Genomic DNA, 16,170 nt, shown 5'->3' on the forward strand with positions numbered 1-16,170 from the left:
GACCACTGGGAGTGCCCGGCCCGCGCGCAGGGGCGGACGGGAGCAGCGCTTCGGCGCGCTGGGCCAGCGCCTGCTCGCACATTGGCGCAGACGGTCATCGCGCCGGTTCCTGCTCGGGGAGGTCCGCGTCGTACCGGGTGAGCAGCCACGCGCAGTCGAGCGCGAGGAGCCGTACCTGTACGTGCGCGGCCAGCCTGCTGGCAGCGAGGGGCTCTTCGACCTCGGTCGAGATGCTGTTCAGGCGAGCGGCCAGGACGTACCACTCCCGGCTCCCGCGCCACAGGCGGTCGGCCCGGGCCTGCGCGACGGGAAGCAACTGGGTGATATGGCCCCGGAGTTCCCCGGCCAGCCTGTCCAGTTCCTCGTGCGTGCATGCGCCATGGCCGACCACCCGGGCCCTGTCGATGGCGATCTGTACGGCGCTCGCGGCGTCCGTCTCTCTGCCCATGGCTCCTCCGTGCGCACTCGTGCCAGGTATCGCGCGCGGCGCGGCGCGAGGCGCCCGGAATGCCGCTGTGCCGACCGTAGGGAGCGAGTGTGTGCGCACACCAGGAATGTGCAGATATGTGCGCGCCTCCCAAGTTGCCCGCGACGGTGAGGAGTTCGCGCTATTGACCAAATACCCTGTACGAATGATGGTGGTGCACACAACTGCACAAGCCGACACCGGAGGCGGCCATGCCCCTACTGTTCATCGGAATTGATCCCAACACAGGCGACAAACAGAGCCCGACCGTCTGGGTTGACCAGGACGAACAGGAGCTTGTCTTCCAGGGCTGGAAGCCGAGCGTCGCTCTCGAAGCGGAGTGCGCGGCAACCGAGATCCCGGGACACGCCAAGGGAATCCCGGACAACGAAGCAGTGATTCGTATCCCCGCCAGGATGGTGCCGATGATCAGGGAGGCGTGCGATGCAGTCGAGCGTTCCCACCTTCGATGAGCTGATCTCCAGGTGCACACACTCCGCCGTGCACCTGGAGATGCGGGATTCCTACGCCGTCGACTACGAGGAGGGCCCGTTCGCGAAGTGGCGTGCCGGCTTCCGCCACGACCCTGCCGACCGGGCATCCTGGTGGCGGCCGTGGCTGGACCTGATGTCGGAGACAGTGGCTCGGGGCGTTGTCGTGCGCCGGGCCCGTATCGTGTCCGAACCGGTCAGCGAATACATCCGGTACGAACACTCCGGCACCTTCACCAACGTGGCTGCCGGCGAGCAAGTCCGCTGGCTCCCCCGCCGTAAGGCGTCCACCATCGCCCTGCCGGGAAACGACTTCTGGCTCTTCGACAAGCAATGGGTCCACTGGAACTACTTCGCCGGCGACGGCTCGTCCACAGGCGAGGAGATCACCGACGATCCGGCCGCCGCGAAGCTGTGCGCCGAGGCATTCGAGGCGGTGTGGTCGCGCGCTGTCCCACATGACCAGTACGAAATCCACTGACAGGAAGCATCGGACGGCCAGTTCATGCCCATCTCTCCATCGTCGTCCGCCCAAGCCGCCCGCGAGTCGGTAGCGCGACGCTTGCGCGACCTCCGCAAGGCGGCCGGACTTACGGTCACCGAACTGGCCGACCGATGCGCCTGGCACCACGCGAAGACATCTCGCATCGAAAACGCCCGCACGGCGCCTTCCGCCAAGGACATACTCCTGTGGTGCCGGGCGTGCGGCGACGAGGGCCAGGCGGAGGATCTGATCGCCCAGTCCCTCAACGCGGAGTCGATGTACAGCGAGTGGCGGCACCAGGTCCGCAGCGGGCTGAAGCAGCTACAGGACAGTTGGGTGCAGTTCTTTCACGACACCAGCCTGTTCCGGGTGTACTCCTCCACCATGATCCCCGGCCTGCTCCAGACCGAGGGATATGCCGCGGCTCTGCTCAGCACGATTGCGGACTTCCGGGAGATCCCCACGAACGACGGAGCGGAGGCGGCAGCCGCCCGGGTCGCCCGGTCACGTGTCATCCACGAGCCCGGGCACCGTTTCGTACTCCTCGTCGAGGAAGGCGCACTGCGCTACCAGTTGGGCGACCAGGACGCGATGGCAGCACAACTCGGCTACCTGCTGACCGCCGGCGCCTTGCCGTCCGTATCACTGGGGGTGATCCCCATGGCGACGAGAAGGCGGATGTGGCCGCAGGAGACGTTCCATGTGTACGACGACACGCTTGTGTCCGTGGAACTTCTGTCCGCGCAGGTGAACATCACTCAGCCCTCCGAGATCGCCCTGTACCTCAAGGCATTCGAGGAGTTGCGGGGTATGGCCGTGTACGGGGCCGAGGCCCGGGCGCTGATCGTGAAGGCCATCGACGCGCTGTCCTGATCCCGGGTACGACGAAGAGCCCCGCCGCTCCGAAGGGGAGGTGGCGGGGCTCAGCGTTGTGGCGCGCGGGTCATGCGTCGAGGGTACGGGCGAACTCGCCTGCCTTGACGCCCTCTACGAACGAGGCGAACGCGCCGACGGGGAGGTCCAGAACCGGACCGCTCGGATTCTTGGAGTCGCGCACGGGAACGATGCCGCGCGTGACGGCAAGGTTGGCGGCGACCTCGATGCAGGCGCCGCCGTTGTTGCTGTACGAGGACGTGAACCAACGGGGCGTTTCGGACGTCACAGGGTGCCCTTTCACGCGCCGAAGGTACGGGTGAACTCGCCTGCCTTGACGCCCTCTACGAACGAGGTGAACACGTCGGCGGGGAGGTCCAGAACCGGACCACTGGGGTTCTTGGAGTCGCGGACGGGGACCACGCCGCGCGAAGTGGCGAGGTTGGCAGCGACCTCGATGCACTGGCCGCCGTTGTCGCTGTACGAGGACGTGAACCAACGGGGGGATTCGGTCGTCACGGGGTGCCCTTTCGTAACTGCTCAATCATGGCCACAGATGCCGCCTGGGAGAGCGCTTCGGCCTGCAACTGATGGTAGGCCGTCAGCATGGGTAGTACAGACTTGCTGTCCCGTTCGAGATGGCCCCGCTGTGCGGACTCGGCGTACGACATGAGTGACCGGTCTGGCAACGTGAGTACCGTAATCGGCAGCCTGAACGAGCTGCGGTGCCCCATGGTGAACTCCGCGATCTGAAAGACGGTGTTCGGCAGTTCCGCGAACTCAAGCAGTCGCGCCAATTGCGCGTCCATGACGGCGGGCTCACCGATGGGCCGACGAATACAGCTCTCGTCCAGCACGACAAAGACCAGCGGCGAGGGCTTCCGGGCCAGCGCCGCTTGCCGCTCAGCGATGAACGAGATCCGTTCGCTTGCCTGGTCGGGCGTGATCGCTCCCCGCTTGACGGCGCTCTCGGCGAGCACGGTGGCGTACTCCGGTGTCTGAAGCAGACCGTGAATGATGCCCACTTCGTACAGCCGGATCTCCGCCGCCCGTCCCTCACGTTCGACGTATTCGGGGAACCCCTCCAGCAGGCTGCCGTGCCGGATCTCGCTCCACTCGCGCTCGAACGAGTCTGCGGTGCCTTCGGTGCCGAAGGCGCGGTCGGCGCTACGCACAAATCGCAGAGTCGGAGGCTTGCGACCAGTTTCCACGGCCGAAATGTGCACGCTGGAATATCCCATGCGTCCCGCCAACTCGTCCTGCGTCCAACCGCGCTTCTCCCGTGAGCTGCGGAGACGTGCCCCGAAGGCTGCTTGAGGACCGCTGTCGGGATGCAACTCCTTGACATTCAAAGGGGTTCCGCCCGCCCTTCCTTCGCCGGTGAAACGTTGAAGAGGCCCCAACTCTACGCCACTCTGAGTGCTCCCGGTAGCCGTATCGCTACGGAGAGGAGCGGGCCTTGCCATGCAAGCGCACTCCGCCCAAGTCCCGTAGCGGTGCCGCCGAGTTGGCCGAGAGTGAAAAAGGGCAGATGGAGGCCGTGTGACATGTACGGGAAACCCACGCCGAACCCAACGAACCCAACCGGCAGCCGCGTTGTGCTGCGCTGGAGCCCGGATCCGCGGTGCGTCGCGTTCGCGCGGCAGGAATTGCGGAAGGCGCTGGCCGATTGGGGGCTGTCCGTCCTGGAGGATTCCGCCGTTCTGATCTTGTCCGAGCTGCTGAGCAATGCCGGTCTGCACGCGAAGGTCACGCCGGAACAGGTCATCGAGACGCGCTACTTCCGCAGCTCGGGTGCCCTGCGGATCGAGGTGCACGACGGTTCGCCGGACCGGCCACGGCCTCGGTCGGCCGGTCCGGAGGCTCCGGACGGGCGGGGACTGCTGCTGGTCGAAGCACTTGCGGACGAGTGGGGAGTGGCCGACCGCGCCGGCCCGGGGAAAGTGGTCTGGGCGTCACTGTCGGTGCCGCTCGTACGGCCCGTTGAGCGGGACTGCTCATGACCGCGCCGGTGAGCAAGCCGACGGGTAAGCCTCCGGTCGTGCCGTACATCGCGTGCTGGTCGTCCGAGCACCGGCCCCAGGGCACGCTGATCATCCGCGGCGGCGGCATCGCATACGCCGACGAAGGACCGTACGAACGCGACGACCTCGGCATCCTGTGGAAACGCGTCGGCATCAGCCCCGGCAAGGGACGCCCGGAGTTCGGCAACGTCCACTTCCTCCGCCAGCGCCGCGCCATGCGCAAACTGCTGTGCCAGATCTGCGGCGGCCCGTCCGACCGTACCGACGACGGCACGCTGTGGATCGTGGGCGAGGACGCGGACTACCCGGAGCTGCACAAACCCGGCTTCGTCACCACCCACCCACCCCTGTGCGTACCCTGCGCGGTCGCGTCGGTCGGAGCCTGCCCCCACTTACGCAAACGGCATGTCGCGTTGCGCGTCAAGACATTCGTCGTGGCCGGCGTGCACGGGGTCGTGTACCAGCCGAACGGGATGCTCCCGGTCATGTACGAAGCAGGCGGGGTCGCCTTCGAGAGCCGACGGCTCCCCTGGGTACTCGCGGGCCAACTCATCATGGAACTCCAGGAGTTCACGGTGGTGGACCTGGACGCGGAACACGCCGCCTACCTCAAGCGGACGGAGGCGCGGAGCCAGATCTTCGGGGCACGTCTGAAACGCGCGTCCCAGTAAGCGCAGCCGCGCAGCGGGCCGGCGCTCTCTGCACCGCAACTACTCACACCCGTAATCACGTTTCAAGAAGGTCCGTTCACTCGTTCGGTGGGTTCGTATTTGCCTTGGGGGACGTGGTGGGCGGGGGCTTGCATAGTGGGGGGCGTCGCTGCGAGAAGGGGGTTGTCCATGCGGGCGGAAGCGGTTGAGCGGGTTCGGGTTGTGTTCGGGCTGTTCGATGTCGACGGCAATGGATATCTTGAGGCCGATGACTTCGAGCTGATGGCCGAGCGGGTCATCCGGTCGGTGCCCAGTGCCGGTGATGCGGCGAAGCGGGCGATGTTGGATGCCTTTCGGCGGTATTGGGGGACCCTGGTCGAGGAGCTGGACGCCGACCGGGACGGGCGGGTCAGTTTCGACGAGTACACCGCCTGCGTTCTCTCTCCGGAGCGGTTCGACGGCGCCATCGGGGAATTCGCCGAGGCGCTTTCCCGGCTGGGGGATCTGGAGGGGGACGGATTTGTTTCGCGGCCTGTTTTTGTCGCGCTGATGACCGCCATCGGGTTCCGGCTGCCGAATATTCATGCGCTCTTTGACGCGTTCGAGCCCACGGATTCGGACCGGATCGCCAGGGAGACCTGGGACCTCGGAATCAGGGAGTATTACGGGCCCGACAAGGCGGGCATTCCCGGTGACCATCTGGTCGGCGACATGGCGGCCTGAGCACCTGCGGCCCGAGCGGCCGGGCGGGCCCCTGAGGTCCCGCCAGGCCCGCGCCTACCCGCGCCCGTACCCGTAGCCGCGCCCGCGCCCGTACACCCGCGTCCGCTCCGTACCGCGTCACTCCGCCCCGCGGCCCCATGCCGTGCAGACCGCCAGGGACAGGTCGTAGAAATCGGGGGACGCCAGTTCGCGGTATGCGGCGTCGAAATCAGGGGCGGTCGCGAGGCCGGCGGAGATGATGGCCTCGCGGGACTGTTCCAGGTTCAGGCGCCACCACTGCGACTCTTCGTCACCGCCCCTGACCACATGGAGGCGGGCGTCCAGACCGATATCGGTGAGGCCCGCTTTCTCCAGGGGTACGGGGAGTGTCCGGGCCCAGAAGGTGTCCGAACCCACCGAGCGCTCAAGGTGCGTACGGAAAGCCCGCATGATGGTGCGATAGGCCGGGTGCGGGGAGTCCATCACGGGGAAGGACGCCGGTTCCTCGACCAACAGCACACCGCCTGGCTTGAGCCACTCCGCCAGCCGGGCAACTGCCTTGTCCGGATCGGGCAGATGGATCAGCACATAGCGGGCATGGATGAAGTCGAATGATCCGGGCGGGAATTCCTCGGTGTACATGTCGTGCCGCAGTACCCGTACGCCCTGTTCCGCCAATTCCTCAAGGAATGTGGTGTCCAGGTCCGTTACGGTCACTTCGGCGCCCTGTTCGGCCAGCCAGCGGGCCACCGAGCCGCCGCCGCCGCCGACTTCGAGAACCTGATGGCCCGGCTTCAGCCCAAGTGCCTCGAAACGCGCACGGGTATGCGCGTCCAGGAGGGATTCCAGCAGAGTGAGCCGCTGCCGCTCACTGCCTATCTCATGGCTGAACATTCCGTCCCGGTAGCGCGCCTGCGTCCACTCCCAGCGTTCCCCCACATCCATGGCGTCACGATCGCAGCCGCGGATGGAAAAGACATATGTTTGGCGTGGAGTTCACTCGATGTGATGATTCGATACGCAGAAATCGGCAACCGGACGGGAGCCATGATGGGACCCGTGATCAGCCCTCGCGCCATCGAACCGGGCCGTACGGAAAGCTCGTCGCCACAGCACGTCTGGTACGCCTCGTACGGTTCGAACACGTACCTCGGCCGCCTCGCGTACTACATCACCGGCGGGCGCCATCCCGGCGCCGCCCGTACGTACCCCGGCTGCCGGGACCGGCGGCTTCCCGAGCGGTCCGTACCGGTGGAGCTGGACGGGGTCCTGTACTTCGCCACCGAGTCGGCCGTCTGGACCGGCGGGCGCGCGTTCTACGATCCGGACGCCGACGGGCGCGTACTCGCCAGAGCGCACCTCGTCACGGCACAGCAGTTCTCGGACATCGCTGCGCAGGAGATGTACAGGCAGCCGGGGAACGAGCTGGACCTCACCGGCGTACTGAGGCATGGCCGGGCGGTGCTGGGAGAGGGACGGTACGAAACGCTGGTCTGCCCCGGCACTCTCGACGGGGCGCCCGTGCTCACCTTCACCGCGCCCTGGCCGGTCGCGGACGCCGAGCTGAACAGCCCGTCCGCCGCGTATCTCGCCTTCCTCGCCCGCGGTCTCCTCGAAGCGGGGGCCTGGGACGCGGCCGCCGTCGCCGCGTACCTGGCGGGATGCCCGGGCGCGGCCGGCCACTGGACCGCACAGGACATCCGCCACCTGATGACGGCGCCGGGCGCACCATAGCCCCGGCGCCGCCGATCGTCAGGCTCAGTCGTTCGTCAGACTCAGATGTTCGTCAGACTCAGATGTTCGTCAGACTCAGGCGTTCGTCAGACTCTGCCGTTCGTCAGGCTCAGGCGTTCGGGTCGAACGGGATGCCGGCCGGCTTGGCCCGCTCCAGGTGGTAGTTGAAGTTGCCGTCCTTCAGACCGAAGACGGCACTGCCGAAGTTGGCCTGACTCAGCTTGTCGCGGAAACCCGCCGGGTAACCGTTCCAGCCGACCAGCCGCGGGAACTGCCACCCGCGGTAGTGGTTCTCCGGCGGCTCGTCGTTGTTGTTCGCCGGGCGGAACGCGTGCGTGCTCACGCCGTCCTTGTGGTAGACGATCTTGGGGTGCGTACCGTCCCAGCGGATCTGGTCACGGTTGTAGACATTGAAGTTGCCGTGTGCGGAGGTGGAGACGTACTTGGCCTGGTTGTCCTGGACCCAGACCACGACATGCTCCCAGTCGTGGCGGTGGCCGCCGAGCCCGCTGCCGGCGACGGCCTGGTCCTTCTCGAAGTAGAGGCCGTACATGATCGCGCACCAGCCGTTGTTGCACTTGTACCGCGCGTACCCGTTGGTGTTGTCGAGGTCCCAGGAGTCGCGGCACGAGCCGTTGAGGGCGCCCGAGGGATTGAGGCCGGGGGCTATGGTCCCGTCGGAGCCGATGGCCGGGGTCGGGTAGCAGCCGTCGGTGTCGTAGTCGTACGCCGGCTGGAACGTCTGCTCCAGACCATCCGCGTTGGCGGGCAGAGCCGTGGGGGGATCGGCGAACGCCATGCCGGGGAAGGCGACAACCATCGCCATGGCGCTGCCGAGGATGACCGAGATCTTGCGGATGCGCGAGTTTTTCTTCACTGCGTGCGTCCTCCTGATCGACCGTGGCGTGGGGCTCACGGTTCCACTGAGCGGATTGTGACGGGAGAGACGGCTGAAGTGAAGGTGGCCTCAGGCGAGTTGAAGGCCTGAGGCGCTGCCCGGCGGATCAGCGGGTCATGCGAGGAAGGCCGTCAGGCTGTCCAGGAGCATGGTGGTGCCCTGCTCGGCCATGTCGCGCTCGTCGGCGGTGTCGCAGGTCTGGGCCACCACGATGCGAGTCCGGTCGGCACTCTCCTCGGCGAGTTCGACGGTCATGAGCGCCTGCTCGTTCTTCCCGGGTACGTCCATGCCGATCACCAGACGCCGGTTCTCGTCGACCTCGGAGTAGGAGCCGGTCAACGGGAACTGCCCGCCGTCCGGGGTGACCATCGTCGCCTTCCATGCCCCGCCCGGCCGCACGTCCATCTCGACGGATCCGGGAGCGGCATAGGACCACTGTGCGTAGGACTCCGCAACGGTCCAGGCCTTCCACACCGCCGCCACAGGAGTCTCCAGCGTCCGCTCCAACGTGTAGGAGAAACCCTCGGCCGTCGTCTGTTCCGTGGTCATTTCGTGCTCCCTGTCTCGCTCTTGTGAGGTTGTCGGACTGTAGACAGGGGCCGGCCCCAAAACTCATCGGTCTCCCGCGCCTTTTCTTTTCTGAGCAGGCAACCAGTTCCCGGGCCCCCAGACCCCAGCCCCGTCCCCCTCACCGCCCCGCGAACCTCACCGCCCCACGAACGGCACCTCCGCCGTCTCCGCCCGCTCCCCCGCCTCCGCCGTCGGATGCCGCCACAGCCCCTGGCCCGCCAGCAGGGGCAGGACGCCCTCGCCGAACCAGTACGCCTCCTCCACATGCGGATGCCCGGACATGATGAACTCGTCGATCCCCAGCCGGTGATACTCGACGATCCGCTCCGCCACCTCCGCATGGCTGCCGACCAGCGCCGTTCCCGCCCCGCCGCGCACCAGCCCGATGCCCGCCCACAGATTCGGCGAGACCTCCAGATTCGCGGTGCTGCCGCCGTGCAGACCGAGCATCCGGCGCTGCCCCTCCGACTCGCTGCGGGCCAGCCCGGCCTGGACGGCCCGTACCGCTTCCTCGGAGAAACCGTCCAGCAGCCGCTGCGCCTCGGCCCACGCCTGCTCGGACGTGTCACGTGTGATCACATGCAGACGGATGCCGAACCGTACGGAACGCCCCTCGCGCGCCGCCAGTTCACGGATCCAGGCGATCTTCTCGGCGACCTGCGCGGGCGGTTCGCCCCAGGTCAGGTAGACATCACTGTGCCGGGCCGCGACATCGCCGGCCGCCGGTGAGGAGCCGCCGAAGTAGATGGGCGGCACCGGATCGGGCACCCGCGCCAGCTTCGCGTCCTCGATCTGGATGTGCTCGCCCTTCAGCGTCACCGACTCGCCGCGCCACAGGGCCCGGACGACCTCCAGGAACTCTCCGGTACGGGCATATCGCGCGTCCTTGTCGAGGAAGTCGCCGTACGCGCGCTGCTCGTGGCTCTCGCCGCCGGTCACCACATTGAGCAGCAGCCGCCCGGGGGCATGGCGCTGGAAGGTGGCGGCCATCTGCGCCGCGAGGGTCGGCGACAGGATGCCGGGCCGGAACGCGACCAGGAACTTCAGGCGTTCGGTCTCGCGCGCCAGCATGGCGGTGGTCAGCCAGGCGTCCTCGCACCACGCGCCGGTGGGGGTGAGCGCGCCCTCGAACCCCAACTGCTCGGCTGCGCGGGCGATTTGGGTGAGATAGCCGAGAGTCGCGGGGCGCTGTCCGCCGGCCGCACCGGCCGGCAGACCGTGGCCGCCGCCGACGACATGACGGCTGTCGCCGTAGGTGGGCAGGAACCAGTGGAAGGTGAGGTTCACGGGTGTCTCCGAGGGTGGGTGACCGGACCGGGGGGAGGGGGAGTGGAGGGGGACGGGGGTACGAAACGAGGTGGGCGAGGCGGAGGGGGCGGGGAGCCCGGGGCCGGACCGTACGGGACGGGATCCGCGCCGCCTCAGAGCAGGCCGTGCCGGGGCGGCCGCGTACCGCTCAGCACGTACCGTCCGATGTGCTGCACCTTCCAGCGGACCGGATCGTGCAGCGTATGCGTCCGGGCGTCGCGCCAATACCGGTTCAGATTCAGGCTGTCGAGCGCCGAGCGCGTACCCGCCACCTCGAACAGCGCGCTGCTCGTCTCGACCGCCGCCTCCGCCGCCCGTACCTTCGCCGCGGCGACCGCGATCGACGCTTCGGCCGCGCTGTCGTCCGTGAGATCGGCCGTCGCCGCGTCCACCGCGTCCGCGGCGGCGGCGAGCAGCGCCTCTCCCGCCCGTACCTGAAGGGCGAGTTCACCGAACCGCTGGATCAGCAACGGGTCCTCGGCCGCCGTCTCGTACCCGCTCTCGAACCACGGCCGGCTCTTCGTACGCACGAACTCGGCCGCCTCCGCCAGCGCCGCCGCCGCGATACCCGCGTCGATCGCGGCATGCAGAAGCTGCGCGACGGCGCCGTGCAACTGCGGCCCCTGGAAGGTCAGATGGTGCGGTACGACCCGGTCAGCCGGGACCGTCACATCGGCCAGCCGGACCGTACCGCTCGCGGTGGTGCGCTGCCCCATGCCGTCCCAGTCGTCGAGGACGGTCACGCCCGGGGCGTCACGCGGTATGTACGCGACATGCAGGGCGTCGTCCTCGGCGCGCGCAAGAACCGGGATCCAGTCGGCGAAGAGGGCGCCGGTGGAGTAGTGCTTCTGACCGTTGAGCAGGTACGAGCCGGAGCCCGCGGCAACGCCATCGCCACCCGAGCCGCTCCCGGCCGCGCCACCCGAGCCGTTCTCACCGGCGGCGCCGTTCTCACCGGCGGCGGGCACCGGCGTCAGCCGCGTACGGATGTCCTGGACATGCTTGGTGCCGGCCTCCGACTGCGCGTTGCCGAACCGCCGCCCCGCCAGCACCTCCCCGAAGAAGAACTCCCGCTGCTCCGGAGTGCCCTGCCGCCGCAGCACATTGATGTACACGAAATGGCTCTGCGGGATCTGGGCCAGGCTCGCGTCCGCGCCCGCCAGCAGCCGGAAGATCTCGGCGAGCGTACGCGCGGACACATCCGCACCGCCGTATTCGCGCGGCACGGTGACGCCGAGCAGACCGCTGGCCGAGAGGCGTTCGAGTTCGGCGCGCGGCAGCCGCCGCTCCTGGTCCCGCTCGGCGGCCCCCGCCCGGAATTCATCGGCCAGCTCCCGGGCCAGGGCGAGCGCCTCGGCGTCGTCGGCCACCGTACGGACGGGGGCGGGGCCGGGGACGGAGCCTGGGGAGGAGGCGTTACGAGCGGGTGCGGCGGTCACGGTACGGCCTCCAGAAGGGGGAAGGGGCCCGGCACGCCCGGCCCTTGCACGCCCCGGGCACACCGGATGAACGGCTCACATGGTGATGTACGTACGGAACCGGGAACCCGGGCGCCCAACGGGCGGCACACAGGGGTATCCGGCGTATCCGGAAGAGTGAGATCCGCTTCGGGATCCGGTCAGACGCAGACGCCCGGCCGACAGAGGGCACTGGAAACGCGTACGAGATCGACGTGCCGGCGCCGGGTGAGATCGTCCTGCCGCGACTGCAACACGCCACCTCCTTCCGCTTCTGATGCCTCCGAACAGACGTCGCCACCGTACCGGCGCCCTCCTCCCCCCGTCCATCAGGCATCTTCGTGCCGGTGATCGGAGTCCTCGACGCCGTCGGCCGCCGACCGCGGATAGTCCGGCGCTGCCCGGGAACGAATTCGCGCGGGGTCGTTTCGTCCGGAGTCCTTTCGTCCATGGAATGGGGATCACATGGCAGACAGAGAGCGCGGCGGAGAGCTGGCGGGCAAGGTCGCCCTCGTGACCGGCGGGTCGGCCGGTATAGGTCTCGCCGTCGCCCGCCGCTTCGCCGCCGAGGGCGCGACGGTGTACGTCACCGGCCGCCGCAAGGCGGAGCTGGACGAGGCGGTGGAAATCATCGCGGCGGACGGCCGGGCCGACGGGAGCGTGGCCGACGGGGGCGGGGGCGGGGGCGCAGCCATCGGCGTACAGGGCGATGTCTCGGACCTCGACGATCTCGACCGCCTCTTCGCGACGGTCAGAGCGCAGAGCGGACGGCTGGACATCCTCGTCGCCAACGCCGGCGGCGGCACCTTCGCCCGGCTCGGCGACATCACCGAGGAGCAGTACGACCGTACCTTCGGCATCAATGTCAAAGGACTCGTCTTCACCGCACAGAAGGCGCTCCCCCTCCTCCCCGACGGCGCCTCCGTCATCGTCCTGTCCTCCACCAACGCCTCCCTCGGCATCGAGGCGATGAGCGTCTACAGCGCGACCAAGGCCGCGATCCGCAGTCTCGCCCGCTCCTGGGCGGCCGAACTCGCCGGACGGAACATCCGCGTCAACGCCATCAGCCCCGGCCCGGTCGACACCCCCGGCGTCGACGGCCTGGCGGGCCCCAGCGCCCGGGTCCGCCGGCGCCTGAAGGACGGTTACGCGGCCAGGATCCCGCTCGGCCGGATGGGCCGGCCCGAGGAGGTCGCCGACATGGCACTCTTCCTGGCCTCCGACCGAAGCTCCTTCACCACCGGAGCCGAACTCTTCGTCGACGGCGGCCTAGCCCAGATCTGAGCCCGCCACCCGTCCCCGCGCCCGCCACCCGCACGTGCCGATACGGAGGCCGACCGCCCCACGCCGATACGGACGCCGACCGCGAGGTCAGCCGTGCTCCGGCCCCTTCGGCGCCCCCTTCGGCGTCCGCGGCCCCCGCACCCCCCGCACCCCCCTCTGCCCCTTCTTCCGTCCTTCCTCCCGTCGCCACCGCGTCAGCGTCTCCCCCGGCGCCAGCCGTTCCACCACCTGGGCCAGTTCGTCGCAGGCCTTCTCGATCCGCAGCCGTACGTTCTTCTGCTCGGTGATGATCGCCGCCAGCAGCAGCGAGGTCAGGGCCGCGGACCCGTTGAGCGCCTGGAGGCTGACCATCCGCTCGATGAGGTTGTGGTGGGCGAAGCCGCCGACACGGTCGGTCGCCTCCGAGATCGCCAGGACGGAGACGAACAGGACGTACGGCGCGCTCCCCGGCAGTTCGAATCGCAGCGCGGCCCAGATCAGCACCGGGAAGACCAGGAAGAGCAGGGTCAGCGAACTCATGGTGGCGATCGGTGTGATCACGGCCGCCGTGATCACCAGGGCCGTCGCCTCGGGCCAGCGGTAGTGGTCCACGCGCAGCCGGAATCTACGGAGGACCAGCAGGAAGGGCGTGACCACCAGCACCCCCATCGCATCGCCCGCCCACCACGCCGACCAGATGGCCCAGAAGCCCCCCGGCGCCAGTCTGCCGCTCAGGATGAAGGACGCCGTACCGATCGTCGCGCTGATCAGCATCCCGGCGAGCGCGCCCAGGAACACCAGGGCGACCCCGTCCCGCAGCCGGTCCAGTTCGATACGGAAACCGACCCGCCGGAGCATCAGATAGGCGCAGACCGGAGCAAGGGTGTTCCCTGCCAGGATGCCGAGATCGGCGGGCACGAACGGGCCGAGGGTCAGGATGCTGCCGAGGGTGCCCAGGGTGATCCCCGGCCAGACGCCGGGGCCGAGGAGGAGCAGGGCGGTCAGAGCGACACCGGTGGAGGGCCAGAGGGGGGTGACGGTCGCACCCTCGATCCGGACCTGCTTCAGCAGACCGAGCTGTCCGGCCCCGTAGTAGGCGACGGCCATGCCCAGAATCCGGAGTGCGGCCATGGCGGCCGGGGGAAGTCGTCGGTTCTCCTCGCTACGCACCACTCGGCCATGAGACAACGCCCCCGGCACCGGTCGGCCGTGACACGCACTGCCGGACCCACTCGTCACCCCGAGTCACCCCGAGTCACCCCGCCCCGTCCCCCTGCACCCCCGACGCCACCACATGCGGCCTGCTCACTCGCGGTGACTCGTCCGACCGGCCGCCCGGCCGTGCGACGTGCGACGCGGCCCCGTCCGGCTGCGCCCCCGGCGGCCCGTCGTGCCGCAGTACGAGTACGGCGGCGTCGTCCGTGTGCCCGGTCAGCTCGGCCACCTTCATCACCTCCGCCGCCAGATCCCCCGGATCGGCCGAGACCCCCGCCTCGACCGCCCTGGCCACCCGCGCCATCCCCTCCTCGATCGGAAAGGAGGGCCCTTCGACCACACCGTCCGTGAGCAGGACGAACGCCCCCGCGCTCAGCAGCGGGCGCCGGGTCACCGGATACTTCTCGCCCGCCATGATCCCCAGCGGCAGCCCGCCCTCGTCCTCGGCGCAGCCGGACCAGCCGTCGACCGTCGCCCACACCGAGGCGACATGCCCGGCGCGCGCGCTCTGGATCTCCCACCGGACCGGGTCGAAGCGCAGGAACGTACAGGTCGCGAAGAGTCCGGAGTCCACCGACATCAGCAGGTCATTGGCCAGGCTCAGTACCTCGCCCGGGTCGTGCGCGCTGGCGGCGACCGCCCGCAGCCCTATCCGTACCTGCCCCATAAAGGCAGCGGCCTCCACGTCGTGCCCCTGCACATCGCCCACGGAGAACGCGAGCGAGCCGTCGGACAGCGCGAAGCCGTCGTACCAGTCGCCCCCGATGTCGAGGCCGTCCTGCGACGGCGCGTATCTCGCCGCGGTCCGCAGGCCCGGTACGGCGGGGAGCCGCGCGGGCAGCATGTCGCGCTGGAGCGCCTCGGCCAGCTCCACGCGGGCATGCTGGAGCTCCGCCCCTTCCCTCGCCTGGGCGGTCAGCCGCCCAAGTGTGGTCAGCAGGTCGTCGGCGCTCGTCGAGCGCGGGGGACGACGCCGGGTCATGCACCGCCTCGCTACCGAGTAGGGGTCGATGGTCCGCGCTGCTGCGCAAACCACAAATCATCATATTTCTGGAATGTGACATCTGCTGAACGAGATCCTGCGCACGGCTCCTCACGAGGCGAGCGGCCTGCCTGCCCGGTCCGCCGCGCCTCCCGCGCCCAGCAGCGTCACCGGGGTCCCGGCGGCCTGCGGCTCCAGCTCCGGCATGTGCTGCCGCCCGTGCCGGGCCACGACCGCCGGGAGCGCTCCCCGTACGAACTGCGCCGCCCGCAGCCACGGCTGCCCGTACACATGGCGCGCCCGCCGCTCGACCCCGGCGGCGAGCCGGTCCACCGCCGGGCCCAGGGGGTACGTACGCCCGGCCGGCCAGGGCAGCCTGGCGCGCAGCTCACGCAGCGCGGCCACCTGCTCGCCGCCCCGGACCATATCGGTGTCGGTCCAGCTCAGATAGCCCACACCGATCCGTACGCCATGGTGCGCGACCTCGGCCCTGAGGGTGTGCGCGAATGCCTCCACCCCGGCTTTCGACGCGCAGTACGCGGTCATCATCGGCGCGGGGGCGAGGGCCGCGAGCGAGGCGATCTGGAGGTAGTAGCCGCGCGAGTTCAGCAGGGCGGGGAGGAAGGCGTGCGCGGTGTTGGCGCCGCCGATGAGATTGACCTCGATCACCCGCCGCCACACATCGGGCGTGCAGTGGCGGAAGAGCCCCGCCGCCGCGACTCCCGCGTTGGCGACGACGACATCGACCGTACCGAAACGCTCCTCGACGCGCCGTGCCGTACGGATCATGGCCTCGGCGTCGGTGACATCCGTATGCCAGTACGCCGCCTCCGCCGCGCCGGTCAACGACGCGGCGACACGGGCGAGTTCGGCCTCCTCCAGACCGACGAGCGCCAGTCTCGCGCCACGCTCGGACAGGGCGCGGGCGAGGTGCTCGCCCACACCGCGCGCGGCGCCGGTGACAACGGCGGTCTGTCCATGGAACGGCAGGTTTCCGCGCATGGGCGGGCCTCCAGAAGGGGTCGGGGGACCGTCCCCCGGGTGCCGGACGAG

The 16,170-nt window shown here is 69.1% G+C and carries 21 protein-coding genes; 8 read left to right on the top strand and 13 right to left on the bottom strand.

Going from position 1 to position 16,170, the window contains the following annotated elements:
* Positions 1 to 94 precede the first annotated feature (94 nt).
* The gene (locus ACFU9P_RS28070) at positions 95 to 448 is read right to left on the bottom strand and encodes a DUF6415 family natural product biosynthesis protein (RefSeq protein WP_384085994.1); all 354 of its coding nucleotides are present in this window, start codon (positions 446 to 448) and stop codon (positions 95 to 97) included.
* A 230-nt stretch (positions 449 to 678) separates the two neighbouring features.
* Here ACFU9P_RS28070 and ACFU9P_RS28075 point away from each other — a divergent pair, with 230 nt between their 5' ends.
* The 3 genes from ACFU9P_RS28075 to ACFU9P_RS28085 are packed head-to-tail and all read left to right on the top strand — an operon-like array spanning position 679 to position 2,314.
* On the top strand, positions 679 to 939 hold the full coding sequence (locus tag ACFU9P_RS28075) for a hypothetical protein (RefSeq protein WP_384085997.1): 261 nt from the start codon (positions 679 to 681) through the stop codon (positions 937 to 939).
* Positions 911 to 1,438: a DUF6879 family protein gene (locus ACFU9P_RS28080; RefSeq protein WP_384085999.1), complete on the top strand. Its 528-nt coding sequence runs from the start codon at positions 911 to 913 to the stop codon at positions 1,436 to 1,438. The genes ACFU9P_RS28075 and ACFU9P_RS28080 overlap by 29 nt, the downstream gene beginning before the upstream one ends.
* Positions 1,439 to 1,462: 24 nt before the next feature.
* Positions 1,463 to 2,314 carry a helix-turn-helix domain-containing protein gene (locus ACFU9P_RS28085; protein WP_384086002.1) on the top strand — a complete coding sequence of 284 codons (852 nt, stop codon included), beginning with the start codon at positions 1,463 to 1,465 and terminating at the stop codon, positions 2,312 to 2,314.
* A 70-nt stretch (positions 2,315 to 2,384) separates the two neighbouring features.
* Here the strand turns inward: ACFU9P_RS28085 and ACFU9P_RS28090 are convergent, their stop codons facing one another.
* The 3 genes from ACFU9P_RS28090 to ACFU9P_RS28100 are packed head-to-tail and all read right to left on the bottom strand — an operon-like array spanning position 2,385 to position 3,666.
* On the bottom strand, positions 2,385 to 2,603 hold the full coding sequence (locus tag ACFU9P_RS28090; RefSeq protein ID WP_384086005.1) for a DUF397 domain-containing protein: 219 nt from the start codon (positions 2,601 to 2,603) through the stop codon (positions 2,385 to 2,387).
* Positions 2,604 to 2,614: 11 nt separating this feature from the next.
* Positions 2,615 to 2,833 carry a DUF397 domain-containing protein gene (locus ACFU9P_RS28095; RefSeq protein ID WP_384086008.1) on the bottom strand — a complete coding sequence of 73 codons (219 nt, stop codon included), beginning with the start codon at positions 2,831 to 2,833 and terminating at the stop codon, positions 2,615 to 2,617.
* A complete protein-coding gene (locus ACFU9P_RS28100; protein ID WP_384086011.1) occupies positions 2,830 to 3,666 on the bottom strand; it encodes a Scr1 family TA system antitoxin-like transcriptional regulator in 837 nt (278 codons plus the stop codon). The genes ACFU9P_RS28095 and ACFU9P_RS28100 overlap by 4 nt, the downstream gene beginning before the upstream one ends.
* Positions 3,667 to 3,861: 195 nt before the next feature.
* Here ACFU9P_RS28100 and ACFU9P_RS28105 point away from each other — a divergent pair, with 195 nt between their 5' ends.
* The 3 genes from ACFU9P_RS28105 to ACFU9P_RS28115 all read left to right on the top strand — a co-directional run bounded on the left by ACFU9P_RS28105 (position 3,862) and on the right by ACFU9P_RS28115 (position 5,711).
* Positions 3,862 to 4,317 carry an ATP-binding protein gene (locus tag ACFU9P_RS28105; RefSeq protein WP_384086014.1) on the top strand — a complete coding sequence of 152 codons (456 nt, stop codon included), beginning with the start codon at positions 3,862 to 3,864 and terminating at the stop codon, positions 4,315 to 4,317.
* Positions 4,314 to 5,009 carry a hypothetical protein gene (locus tag ACFU9P_RS28110; protein ID WP_384086017.1) on the top strand — a complete coding sequence of 232 codons (696 nt, stop codon included), beginning with the start codon at positions 4,314 to 4,316 and terminating at the stop codon, positions 5,007 to 5,009. Before ACFU9P_RS28105 ends, ACFU9P_RS28110 begins: the two co-directional genes overlap by 4 nt.
* A 168-nt stretch (positions 5,010 to 5,177) precedes the next feature.
* Positions 5,178 to 5,711: an EF-hand domain-containing protein gene (locus tag ACFU9P_RS28115; RefSeq protein ID WP_384086020.1), complete on the top strand. Its 534-nt coding sequence runs from the start codon at positions 5,178 to 5,180 to the stop codon at positions 5,709 to 5,711.
* Positions 5,712 to 5,828: 117 nt separating this feature from the next.
* On the opposite strand, the gene ACFU9P_RS28120 is transcribed toward ACFU9P_RS28115, so the two are convergent.
* Positions 5,829 to 6,635 carry a class I SAM-dependent methyltransferase gene (locus ACFU9P_RS28120; protein WP_384086023.1) on the bottom strand — a complete coding sequence of 269 codons (807 nt, stop codon included), beginning with the start codon at positions 6,633 to 6,635 and terminating at the stop codon, positions 5,829 to 5,831.
* Positions 6,636 to 6,749: 114 nt separating this feature from the next.
* Between ACFU9P_RS28120 and ACFU9P_RS28125 the strand changes: the two genes are divergently transcribed.
* On the top strand, positions 6,750 to 7,424 hold the full coding sequence (locus ACFU9P_RS28125; protein WP_384086026.1) for a histone deacetylase: 675 nt from the start codon (positions 6,750 to 6,752) through the stop codon (positions 7,422 to 7,424).
* A gap of 109 nt (positions 7,425 to 7,533) precedes the next feature.
* On the opposite strand, the gene ACFU9P_RS28130 is transcribed toward ACFU9P_RS28125, so the two are convergent.
* The 5 genes from ACFU9P_RS28130 to ACFU9P_RS28150 form a co-directional block, all read right to left on the bottom strand.
* Positions 7,534 to 8,301 (bottom strand): NPP1 family protein, encoded by a 768-nt coding sequence (locus ACFU9P_RS28130; protein ID WP_376381346.1) that lies wholly within the window; start codon positions 8,299 to 8,301, stop codon positions 7,534 to 7,536.
* 135 nt (positions 8,302 to 8,436) lie between these two features.
* Positions 8,437 to 8,871: an SRPBCC domain-containing protein gene (locus ACFU9P_RS28135; RefSeq protein ID WP_384086030.1), complete on the bottom strand. Its 435-nt coding sequence runs from the start codon at positions 8,869 to 8,871 to the stop codon at positions 8,437 to 8,439.
* Between the two features lie 156 nt (positions 8,872 to 9,027).
* Positions 9,028 to 10,179 (bottom strand): LLM class flavin-dependent oxidoreductase, encoded by a 1,152-nt coding sequence (locus ACFU9P_RS28140; protein ID WP_384086033.1) that lies wholly within the window; start codon positions 10,177 to 10,179, stop codon positions 9,028 to 9,030.
* Between the two features lie 134 nt (positions 10,180 to 10,313).
* Positions 10,314 to 11,570: an acyl-CoA dehydrogenase family protein gene (locus ACFU9P_RS28145; RefSeq protein ID WP_384086374.1), complete on the bottom strand. Its 1,257-nt coding sequence runs from the start codon at positions 11,568 to 11,570 to the stop codon at positions 10,314 to 10,316.
* A gap of 248 nt (positions 11,571 to 11,818) precedes the next feature.
* Positions 11,819 to 11,914, bottom strand: coding sequence for a putative leader peptide (locus tag ACFU9P_RS28150; RefSeq protein ID WP_376381354.1), 96 nt, complete (start codon positions 11,912 to 11,914; stop codon positions 11,819 to 11,821).
* A 208-nt stretch (positions 11,915 to 12,122) separates the two neighbouring features.
* Between ACFU9P_RS28150 and ACFU9P_RS28155 the strand changes: the two genes are divergently transcribed.
* Positions 12,123 to 12,941 (top strand): SDR family NAD(P)-dependent oxidoreductase, encoded by an 819-nt coding sequence (locus ACFU9P_RS28155; protein ID WP_384086036.1) that lies wholly within the window; start codon positions 12,123 to 12,125, stop codon positions 12,939 to 12,941.
* Between the two features lie 87 nt (positions 12,942 to 13,028).
* On the opposite strand, the gene ACFU9P_RS28160 is transcribed toward ACFU9P_RS28155, so the two are convergent.
* The 3 genes from ACFU9P_RS28160 to ACFU9P_RS28170 all read right to left on the bottom strand — a co-directional run bounded on the left by ACFU9P_RS28160 (position 13,029) and on the right by ACFU9P_RS28170 (position 16,119).
* The gene (locus tag ACFU9P_RS28160; protein ID WP_384086039.1) at positions 13,029 to 14,051 is read right to left on the bottom strand and encodes an MASE1 domain-containing protein; all 1,023 of its coding nucleotides are present in this window, start codon (positions 14,049 to 14,051) and stop codon (positions 13,029 to 13,031) included.
* A gap of 124 nt (positions 14,052 to 14,175) precedes the next feature.
* Complete coding sequence (locus ACFU9P_RS28165) at positions 14,176 to 15,117, bottom strand: PP2C family protein-serine/threonine phosphatase (protein WP_384086042.1); 942 nt, start codon at positions 15,115 to 15,117, stop codon at positions 14,176 to 14,178.
* A gap of 111 nt (positions 15,118 to 15,228) precedes the next feature.
* Positions 15,229 to 16,119 (bottom strand): SDR family oxidoreductase, encoded by an 891-nt coding sequence (locus ACFU9P_RS28170; protein WP_384086045.1) that lies wholly within the window; start codon positions 16,117 to 16,119, stop codon positions 15,229 to 15,231.
* Between the last annotated feature and the right edge of the window lie 51 nt (positions 16,120 to 16,170).

The organism is Streptomyces sp. NPDC057617, assembly GCF_042800555.1.
GTDB lineage: Bacteria > Actinomycetota > Actinomycetes > Streptomycetales > Streptomycetaceae > Streptomyces.